Annotated in this window: 8 protein-coding genes; 3 read left to right on the top strand and 5 right to left on the bottom strand. The window is 65.8% G+C overall.

Translation table 11 applies throughout. From position 1 onward, the window contains the following. Positions 1 to 283: 283 nt before the first annotated feature. The 4 genes from ku to ACYVK3_RS09190 all read right to left on the bottom strand — a co-directional run bounded on the left by ku (position 284) and on the right by ACYVK3_RS09190 (position 4074). Positions 284 to 1162: a Ku protein gene (ku, locus tag ACYVK3_RS09175; protein WP_460496997.1), complete on the bottom strand. Its 879-nt coding sequence runs from the start codon at positions 1160 to 1162 to the stop codon at positions 284 to 286. Between the two features lie 581 nt (positions 1163 to 1743). Beyond that, a complete protein-coding gene (locus tag ACYVK3_RS09180; RefSeq protein WP_460496998.1) occupies positions 1744 to 2973 on the bottom strand; it encodes an NAD(P)/FAD-dependent oxidoreductase in 1230 nt (409 codons plus the stop codon). Between the two features lie 55 nt (positions 2974 to 3028). Continuing rightward, positions 3029 to 3610, bottom strand: coding sequence for a GTP cyclohydrolase I (gene folE / locus ACYVK3_RS09185; RefSeq protein ID WP_460496999.1), 582 nt, complete (start codon positions 3608 to 3610; stop codon positions 3029 to 3031). Further along, a complete protein-coding gene (locus ACYVK3_RS09190) occupies positions 3607 to 4074 on the bottom strand; it encodes a hypothetical protein (protein WP_460497000.1) in 468 nt (155 codons plus the stop codon). Before ACYVK3_RS09190 ends, folE begins: the two co-directional genes overlap by 4 nt. Positions 4075 to 4167: 93 nt before the next feature. Between ACYVK3_RS09190 and ACYVK3_RS09195 the strand changes: the two genes are divergently transcribed. Continuing rightward, positions 4168 to 4863 (top strand): helix-turn-helix transcriptional regulator, encoded by a 696-nt coding sequence (locus ACYVK3_RS09195; RefSeq protein WP_460497001.1) that lies wholly within the window; start codon positions 4168 to 4170, stop codon positions 4861 to 4863. 143 nt (positions 4864 to 5006) lie between these two features. Further along, on the top strand, positions 5007 to 6782 hold the full coding sequence (locus ACYVK3_RS09200; RefSeq protein ID WP_460497002.1) for an ABC transporter ATP-binding protein: 1776 nt from the start codon (positions 5007 to 5009) through the stop codon (positions 6780 to 6782). Positions 6783 to 7343: 561 nt separating this feature from the next. Here ACYVK3_RS09200 and ACYVK3_RS09205 read toward each other — a convergent pair. Then, positions 7344 to 7673, bottom strand: coding sequence for a peptidase inhibitor family I36 protein (locus ACYVK3_RS09205; protein WP_460497003.1), 330 nt, complete (start codon positions 7671 to 7673; stop codon positions 7344 to 7346). Between the two features lie 1236 nt (positions 7674 to 8909). Here ACYVK3_RS09205 and ACYVK3_RS09210 point away from each other — a divergent pair. Further along, on the top strand, positions 8910 to 10187 hold the full coding sequence (locus ACYVK3_RS09210; protein WP_460497004.1) for a peptidase inhibitor family I36 protein: 1278 nt from the start codon (positions 8910 to 8912) through the stop codon (positions 10185 to 10187). The last annotated feature ends 32 nt before the right edge of the window (positions 10188 to 10219 follow it).

Below are 10219 nucleotides of genomic sequence, written 5' to 3' on the forward strand. Positions count from 1 at the left end.
CCCGGCCGAGCCCCACCGACCCGTCGCGACGCCAACAAAGTGGTCGAGGCGTTCGGTCACCAGTACCCAGTGTTCGAGCCGGCGGCGGCCCTAGCACGGGAGGCCCCAAACGGCGACACGCCCCGAAAGCCTGGAGCAGGCCGGAGGCGTTTAGAGTCGCGCCGTACTGGTAACGCGGGTGTTCGCGCCGGGTCGCGGGTTGGCGCGGTGGATACTCGAATATCGCCGTTTCCTCATGTATGGGACCGGCGGCCTGCGGACCACCGCACTGGTCCAGACCCGGTCAGGCTCGCGTGCGTTTGTGCGCGGCCTTTTTCGCGGCCTTCTTGGTTTTTTGCGTGGCTTTCTTGGCGGTCTTCTTCGCGGCCTTGCGCGCGGACTTCTTCGCTGGCGGCAGCCGGTCAGGATCGACGCGTTCCACGGACTTCTGCAACGCGTCCATCAGGTTGATGACCTTCGCCTTTGGCTCCTGTGGCGCCTTGGGGGCCGGACGTCCATGCTGCTTGGCGTTGATGAGCTCCCGCAGCGCCTCCTGATATTCGTCGGCGTACTGCTCGGGCTCCCAGTCGCCAGACCCGGCCTCAATGAGGATCCCGGCCATCTCCAGCTCCGCTTCGGCGATCTCGGCGCCGGCACCGCTGGTCTCGGGCATGTGGAGCTCATCGGCCCACAGCATCGTGTCCAGCACCAATATCCCGTCGCGAGGCCGCAGGGCCGCCAGGCTTTCGCGCTGCCGCATGGTGAGCCTGGCGATGGCGATCTTCTGCTTTTCGAGCATCGCCTCCCGCAGCACGATGTACGGGTCGGCGCCGCCGGTACCGGGCCCGAGATAGTAACTGCGCTCGTAGTAGATGGGGTCGATCTGGTCATCGGGTACGAAGGTCAGCACTTCGATCTGCTTCGAGGAGCTGACCGGCAGATTCTTGAGGTCCTCGTCGTCGAGGAAGACCAACTCGCCTTCCTCGGTTTCGAGGCCTTTGACGATCTCCTCGGAGGGCACGGGCTCGTCCTCGAGCTCGCACACCCGCTCGTAGCGGATCCGCCCCGCATCGGCCGAGTGGTACTGGTGCAGCACCAGATCATGGCTGCCGGTGGCCGCGTACAACTTGACCGGGACGCGGACCATGCCGAACGTGATCGTCGTGTTGAGGATCGACCGCATCACCACAGCATGACACTGCGAGCCATGTTACGCATGTGAAACGTGAGCATTGCCCGCGTGGAGGTTCGCCTCAATATGTCGCTCCACCTGCGTCGGCGTCACCCATAGCGAGCCGGAGAATTTCGCCGTGCGCCGCGTAACCGCCCGTTTGAGATCGATGGCCTCGGTGGCGGTGATGTGCCTTCGCCGAGCCGGGGGGAATGTGTCACAAGGGCCTAGATCTACCGGAGAGTCCGTCGACCAGACGATCGAGGTCCAAGTCATGGCCCACAAGGTCGACGAGCAGGCGGCTGGCATAGACCTGCCCGTGGTCGCGGAGGCACCCTTCCGCACCGCTGCAGTGACCGTTGCAGTGACCGTGACGATCCACCGACATACTCGTCATCGGAGTAGCGGTCATCGTCCGTAAGGTCCTCGACGTCGAAGCCCTCATCGGAGTCAGCCGTATCGTCCGTTCCTTGGCGCCGCAGCCAGTCAACGGGAGGAGCGCCGCCGCTCCGGCGGCGGCCTAGGAACAATGCCGCTCGGTGAGTGGCGGGGTGTCGTTCGTTGCGGCCTGATATCGGCAGAAACACTGCGGGCTACAACTCGGCGTAGGGCACACCCGGGTCGGCGAGCCGCTCGGGATCGATTGGTGCGCTGTCGGCGATCAGGTGCTTGACTCGGTCGGCTATGCCCCAGACGTTGACATTCATCGCGGCCTTGATGCGGTCGTCCCGGTCGAGCCAGAAGGCCACGAATTCCCGAGCGACCAGGGCACCGCGAACGACGACCCGGTCGTAGGAGCCCTCGGGTGCGTGTCCTACATACTCTATGCCGAGCTCGTACTGGTCACTGTAGAAGTACGGGAGCTCGGTGTACTGTTCCGCGCCGCCGAGTAGGGCCGCGGCAGCAACGGCGGGCTGGTTGAGCGCGGTGGCCCAGTGCTCGACACGCACCCGTCGGCCCAGGACGGGATGGTCGTGGTTGGCGATGTCACCGACGGCGTAGACATCCGGGTCGCTGGTGCGCAGCGAGGCGTCGACGAGTACGCCGTTGTCGACGGCCAAACCGGCGGCCTCGGCCAGACCCGTCTCAGGAGCCGCCCCGATGCCCACCACGATGCCGTCGGCATCGATCCGCTCGCCACCGTCCAGCTCTACGCCAACGGCCTGGCCGCCCTCGGCCAGGACGGCGGCCAGTCGTGTGCCCAGACGCAGGTCGACCCCGTTATCCCGGTGCAGGTCGGCGAAGACCGCGGCCACTTCGGGACCGAGTGCGGCAGACAGCGGCAAGTCGGCGGCCTCGATGACGCAGACCTCGGTGCCCGCACCTCGAGCGGCCGCGGCGACCTCGAGCCCGATCCACCCGCCGCCGATGACGACGAGGCGCCGGCCGGAGCCGAATGTGGAACGGATGGCGTCCGAGTCCTCGCGAGTACGCAGGTAGCGGACGCCGGTCGCATCCGCACCGGGCGCGGGCAGCCGGCGCGGCGTCGAGCCCGTGGCCAGGACGAGTTTGTCGTATGCCACTGCATCGCCGTTTTCGAGACGCACGCGCCGCGCACGGGTGTCGAGAGCGACGGCACGCGTGCTCGTGCGCAAGTCGATCTCCTCCTTCCGGTACCACTCGGCGGTGTGGACCAGCGCATTCTCGAAGGGAGAGGCTCCGGCGAGGAAGCTTTTGGACATGGGCGGACGCTCGTAGGGTAGGTGTACCTCGGCGGCGAGCATGGTGACGGCGCCGGTGAAACCGTGGTCCCGGAGGGCCTCAGCGGTCTTAGCGGCGGCGAGGCCGCCGCCGACGATCACGACCTGTTGCGTGCTGTTCACGATGATCTCCTTTGGCGATTCAGTGCGGACTGGGCTTGCCGGGGGATGCGGGGGCTCAAAATCCGGCCAGCGAAAGGAACTCCTGGCGGGAACGCGGGTCGGTGCGCAGACGTCCCAGCAGGGTCGAAGTCACCGTGCTGGAGCCGGTCGCGTTCGCGCCGCGCAGCGTCATGCACGAGTGCTCGGCTCGGACCACCACGCCGACGGCTCGGGCGCCGAGATGCTCCTGCAGCCAGTCGGCGGTCTGTTTGGTCAGCCGCTCCTGCGTCTGCGGTCGGCAGGCGAAGTGCTCGACGACTCGGGCGAGCTTGGAGAGGCCGAGCACCCGTTGACCGGGTAGGTAACCCACGCACGCGCGACCTGTGAACGGCAGCAGGTGGTGTTCGCACACCGATCGGAACGGAATGTCCCGGGCCAGCACCAGTTCGTCATAGGACTCCTCGTTGGGGAACGTCGTCAGATCGAACGAGCGCGGTGTGAGCATCTCCGCCCAGGCCCTGGCCATCCGCCGGGGCGTGGCCTGCAGGTGCTCGGAGTCCTGCGGCACGCCCAATGCCTTGAGGAAGGCCGCCGCCGCGGCCTCCGCCGCGATCATGTCCGGTTCGGCGGCGGTGTCCTCGACATGCAGTGCCGTCATCGAGCTGAGACCGCATCGGTGCCGGAGTCGGGATGCCGGTCGGGGCGGTTGTAGACGGCGGCGAGCCGGGCCAGTGCCAGCGCCGCGATCAGCAGGCCGAAATCGCGCAGCGCCACGTCGTGGAATCGAGGGTAGGTGAGCAGGTTGACGATGATGCCCGTCAGCCACAGGGCGACGACGTACGCGGCGTAGCGGGGTTTCACGGCCACGGCGAGACCGGCGACGATCTCGATGACGCCGACGACGTACATGGCGGTCTGGGCCGAGAAAGGCGACAGCTCCACGATCCACGGCGCCAGGTAGACGGGCCATTCGGTGAGCGTGTTGGTGAATTTGTCCAGTCCCATCAGCAGAGGGAGTGCGACGAAACCGACATGGAGCAGTCGGTAGGCGCCATAGGCCGGATCGCGGAGGCTCCGAGTCGCCGAGCTGCCCGATGCGGCACGCGCTGAGGTCGTCGACATGACATGACCCTTTCTAAAGACAATCTTAATTGGTTTTAGTGTGTGCGGTCGACGGCTATTTGTCAAGCTTCGTTGGTGGTAGAGTTTTGCTACATGGACGAGGTTTCGATCCCCGAGGGAGCGTCCGGCCTCGACGTGCTGTCAAATCCGGTCCGGCGCCGGGTCTACGACTACGTCGCGGCTCAGCGCGCGCCGGTACGACGGGACCAGGTGGCCGAAGCGGCGAAGATCAGCCGCACGCTGGCGGCATACCACCTCGACCGGCTCGCCGACGCGGGCCTGCTCACGACCGGCTACGCCCGTCCGGAAGGGCGGGGCGGGCCGGGAGCCGGGCGACCCGCCAAGCAATACGCGCCCGCGCGAGATGAGGTATCGGTCACGATCCCGCCACGCGAATACGGCCTGTTGGCCGAGATCCTCGTCGACGCCGTCGCGGCCGCGGACTCCGAGGCGCTGCGAAGCGCCCTGCTCGCCGCCGCCGAACGGCAGGGACGTGCAGTCGACGAAGAAGCCACCGACCTCCTGGCGACACTCACCCGCTGCGGCTACGAACCCCACATCACCGACCACGACGACATCGAGCTGCGCAACTGTCCGTTTCACCGGATCGCCCAGCGAGAGACCGAACTGGTCTGCGGCATGAACCGGTCGTTCCTACGCGGCGTACTCGCCGCGCGCGACGCTGACCCCGAGCGAGTCGAACTCGCGCCCGGCCCGGGCCGCTGCTGCGTGGTCATCCACTCCGAGAGGGCCGGATGTCGCCCGTGCGACGAGGACGGCGTCTGCTGAACCGCCGGCCGTAGACGGATTCGGGCCTTGCGATGTACAGCACCGGCCACCGGGCGTTGTCGAACACACTCCCGACGATCCGGGAGCGTTGCCGCCTGGCCTGGCGCTGGCCGAGGCGCACAATAGTGGCGTACTATCGGCGAATGCCCCTGAGAACGCTTGCCGAGCGGCCGGAACTGCTGGGCGGTTCTCGTGCCGCGCGTTCGGTGTTCCGCCTGCTCATGCGCCGCCCATGGCGCATGCTCCTGGCGGTGGCAGCGTTCACCCTCAAAGAGATTCCGCTGTGGTTCCTGCCGGTGGTGACCGCCGCGATCATCGACCTGGTCGCCGCCGACGGCTCGGTGACGGCGGTCCTGGGATGGTTCGCCATCGCGGCGGCGCTCCTGGTGCAGAACTACCCCAACCACATCCTCTACACGCGCAACTTCATGACTGTGGTGCGCGACACCGGCGCCGACCTCCGCAATGCCCTGGCCGATCGGCTGCAGAGCCTGTCGATCGGCTATCACACGCGGGTGAGCTCCTCGATCGTGCAGACGAAGCTGGTCCGGGACGTCGAGAACGTCGAGCTCATGCTCCAACAGATCACCCATCCGCTGCTGTCAGCGACCATGGTGCTGATCGGCGCGCTCACCATGACCGCGATAGCCGTGCCCCAGTTCCTGCCCGTGTACGCCCTCGCCGTGCCGATCGCGATCGGGCTGCGCGCCGGCCTGCGCCGCCGCTCCCGAACTCGCAACGAGAAGTTCCGGCGGGAGATGGAGGGGCTGGCGGCGAGGGTCGGCGAGATGGCCTCGCTCATGCCGGTCACCCGAGCGCACGGCCTGGAGCAGACGGCGGTTTCGCGGGTGGCCAGTAGCGCGGAGAACGTACGGCGCGCGGGCCTGCACCTGGACATGCTCAACGGCCACGTGGCCTCGATTTCATGGGTCACCATGCAGCTGCTCGGCGCGGGTTGCCTCGTGCTCGCGGCGACGTTCGCCCTCACCCGGACGCTGCCGATCACGCCCGGTGAGGTGGTGCTGTTGTCGACCTACTTCACGCTGCTGACGCAGGGGCTCACGCAGCTGATGATGCTGATACCGGTCGGAGCGCGCGGTCTGGAGTCGGTCCGCTCGATCGCCGAGGTCCTTGAAGAGCCGGACATCGAGCAGAACGCGGGCAAGCAGGATGTAGGCACCGTCGAGGGCCGCCTCAGTCTGGAGAACGTCTCGCACCGCTATCCGGAGGCCGAGACCGATGCGGTGCGGGAGGTCTCGCTCGACATCGAACCGGGAACGACGGTCGCGTTCGTCGGTCCCTCGGGCTCGGGGAAATCGACGCTGCTCAACCTCGTGCTGGGGTTCGTGCGTCCCACCTCGGGCCGCATCCTGCTCGACGGCGTCGACATGCAGCAGCTCGATCTGCGCACAGCACGTCGGTTCATCTCGGTAGTGCCGCAAGAATCCGTCCTGTTCGAAGGCACCATCCGGGAGAACGTGGCCTATGGCCTGCGGAACGCAGATGAGGAGCGGATCCTGCTCGCACTTCGCGATGCCAACGCATCGCAGTTCGTGCACGAACTGCCCAACGGCCTCGACACGGTGGTCGGCGAGCGCGGGGCGCGCCTGTCCGGCGGGCAGCGTCAACGACTCGCGATCGCACGGGCGCTCGTCCGAGATCCGCGCATCCTCCTGCTCGACGAGGCGACTTCAGCGCTCGACCCGGAGGCCGAGGAGTTGGTCAAAGAGGCGCTCGACCGACTCATGCGGGGCCGAACCACCCTGGTGGTCGCGCACCGGCTGTCCACCATCCGCCGCGCCGATCGCATCGTCGTGCTCGACAACGGACGGATCCTCGAGCAGGGCACTCATGACGAACTGCTGGAGGCCTCGGGCCGCTACGCCCAGATGCATCTGACCCAGACCGGCATGCACTGATCCCCTGCTCTGCACAGGGCCGAGGACTTCGACGCCGCAGGCGATCCTGGAGGGCTCCGGTCTCATCGCGGCCTCAGCGGATATTCACGCTGGCCTTGCCTGAAATGTTCCATGTGGAGTTGTCGCCACAGCGTCCCGCACCTACGAGCGCCACCTCCTCCACCGCAATGGCAACCGTCAGGTCAGCCGCCCTCTGTCGCGTCATCATCGTCCGCATGCGACACCGTGAAGCCGCGCCGGGCTGGCGGCGAGCGCGACTGCCAAGCGGCGCTGCCAATCCGTGACCGATGCGGACTACGACGGGCCCCGCTTGGCCTGGCAACCAGGCGGTCTGCCGGTGAGCGTGGTCGGGCAACGGCGATCCGCCCGGGTGCTCTACGGCCGCGACCTCCGGCAGCGGTGTTCGCCGCCCGCCTAAACTTGGGCGAGTCTTCCGCATGGCCGAGCCCGACACCTTGGCGAGGACCGCCGCCTGCGCTGGGAAGCCCCTGCCGAACCCGGCAGGCTCACCCCGGGAACGGACAGCGGGATACCGTCCGCCCCTTCGCGGCGCGATGTGGATCAGATCCAGCTCTGCGCGTCCAGTCCGACGTCGTCGATCTCGACCTTGTCCCAGAGCGTGACAAGGGGCACCTCGCAGTTCTGGTCTTCGTACAGCGTGATGCGTTTTCCTGACCGATTGGCCGCTGAGCGGATCACCCCGTCATATGCGGCGTCGCAGTTGTTGCCCGGCTCGTAGAAGACACTGATCTCACCTTTGTAGTTCGGCTCCGTCCAGAAGCACACATTGCCCTTCTCGCACTGCCTCAGGCCGCTTGGCGCGGCTTCCGCCGGGGCCGCCATCGCACCCGACAGCAACAGTCCTGCGGCGATACCGGCGGCAAAACGCATTCGCATGATTGTGTGGACCTCCCCTTGTCCGCGCCTCCGAATGGACTGGCGCATCGGTCGAAACAGCGAAACCGCAGCCTAGACCCGAGTCACCGCGCCCGAGTAACGAGAGGCCCGCCGGTCCGTCAGGGCGTCACCTCGAATATGGAAGCTTCGACATACCTGGCCTTGCAGTCCACCGCAATCGATCTCGGGCACAGTCCTGCTTAGCTCACAGAGGATCCGAACCAAGAATGACCACCAGGGCCGTGTCCGCGCTGACACTGCGCCCCAAGCCAGCTCGCCGAAACCGACACCACCGGCATCGCTCGAGCCGCACTGTCAGATTGTGGACGCTGACGCATGTCCACTTCCGCCGGCAATTTCCGGGACGCCGCAGACTCCGCGCAGCAATACTGGCACATTTTCTAAGAGCGCTTTCTCTCCCTCTCGTGAAGCGCGCCGCGTATCGGCTTGATCCGTGGGTCGCACGGGTGAGGGGTCTATCGGCGATTCTCGGGCTTCGTTTTTAGAACCAATGGCGGTCTTTTTGGCTGCTCATAATCATCCATATCGGAATTATGGTGTTCCCGTACACCGTCCCGCCCGACCCCCTGCCAGATCAGATTCCCTGAGTTGATTCCGCTGTGCCCTCGTCCCGAGCCAGCCGGAAGTATGCGACTCCAACAGGAGTTGGACACGCTGACTTCCGCAGTTCAGCGCGCCTCAAATGGCAAACGGACCCAGCCTGGATCTTTCACCTTTCGGCGATCGCCGGAGGCGAGAGAGCGAGCGTTTCGCCTGCTCAGCATCTCCTACCCCGTCGCGCTCGACGGCCTCCGGGAGCAGTTGGAGCACCGGCCGCTCGAAACGATGCCCCGTCGGTGCTCCATAACTCCGTGGCGGCTGATCGGTCGTATCAAGCATGGCGCGATGCAGGATGCAGTCGGTCGCGGCCGACCACTGCGCTGAGCAGCGACGACGAGGTTCAAGGACGCTCATCGAGCCCCGTTGCAGCGCCACCGATCCCGACTGCGGACGCCCCGGTCCACGGGAGCGAGGTGGAAATTCAAGCTAGAGCCCGACGGCGAGCTTGCAGCAGTAGGCTACTTCGTGCATTTTTAACCCCTATGTGATTCTATACGTCGACTGTCGGATTCTTGATAGACGCCCATACGATAAGCAACCGTATTATTGCCTTGTCTCGCGCAGAAACGACATCAGCCGCATAATCCCCATAAACAGGAAGGAATCGACGTGACCGAGCCGTACGTCATCAATGACAGGGGCAAGGACAAGTGCCCGCCCAACACGTTCTGCCTGTTCGCCGACATCAACTTCAACGTCGGCGGCCCCCGAACCGCTATCCTCGTCATCCCCGCCGGATCGACCTCGAACAACTTCTCAGAACACGGCTTCAACCAGTCAGACGACGGTGTCTCCTCCGTCGTCAACGGCACCGACGAAGAAAACGCCCTGTTCACCAAGATCGACCAGCGCGGCGAACGCCTCCCCGTACCGGCGAAGAGCGAGATCGCCGACCTCACGAAGTACAAACTGACCGGAAGCCGCACCGGCACCTGGAACGACCAGCCGCAGTCCGCCCTCGCGTACAAGGAAGTCGTACCGGTACCGGTCATCGAGCAACCACTCGCCGATGCCAAAGTCGAGAACGCCAAGCAGCAGGTTTCGGGGTCCGTCAGCGGAGCGGTCGACAAGGTCGAGATCTACGACGAGCTCAAGCTCATCGGTACCGCTCCGGTCGCCAACGGCAAGTGGACCTACGCGCCGAACACCGACTGGAGCGAAGGCAAGCATGAACTCGCGGTCCTCGCCGTACACGGCTCGGCGAAGTCCGGCCGCGCCTACCGCAACTTCTACCTGGTGAAACCCACAGCCTCCGTGCAGATCACCAACCCGAAGAACGACGCGCACGTCGACGCCTCGGCACGCATCGAAGGACACGCGTTCAACGCCGGGACCGTCGAACTCAAAGACGAAAGCAAGGCCCTCGGCACCGTGCCGGTCACCAGCAACAAATGGGTGTACGCCGACGACGCTGGGTGGGCGCTCGGCGAGCACACCGTCCACGCCACAGCCGTCTCCGGCGGCACCCGGTCCACCGAGGCCCAGACGACCTTCACCGTTGAGAAGCGGAACCTCAAGGTCCCCTACAAGTTCTCCGGAAGCTGGTCGGAGGGCAAAGGGCAGCTGTACTCCTACAACATCGTCATGACCGCCGACACCAAGCCCGTTGAACGGTGGCGGCTGGGATTCGGGCAGCTGCCGTCGGGGACGCACCTGTCCAAAACGTTCACCGACACGTTCTGGGGCGTGGTCATCAAGGACGGCACCGACAGCACGATCCTCCTCGGATCCCCACCGCCCGAGCAGGGCAAGCACATCATCCTCCCCAGGCAAGAACTGCACGTCCAAGTACAAGTGACGTTCCCCGACCAGAACACCGCCCACGAGAAGCTCTACGGCCTCTTCGCCGAGGACTGGACGCCCCCTGAGCCGACACGACGCCAATAGAACAAAGCAGCATACTGAGGCACCGCCGCTTC

The organism is Glycomyces tarimensis, assembly GCF_054776215.1.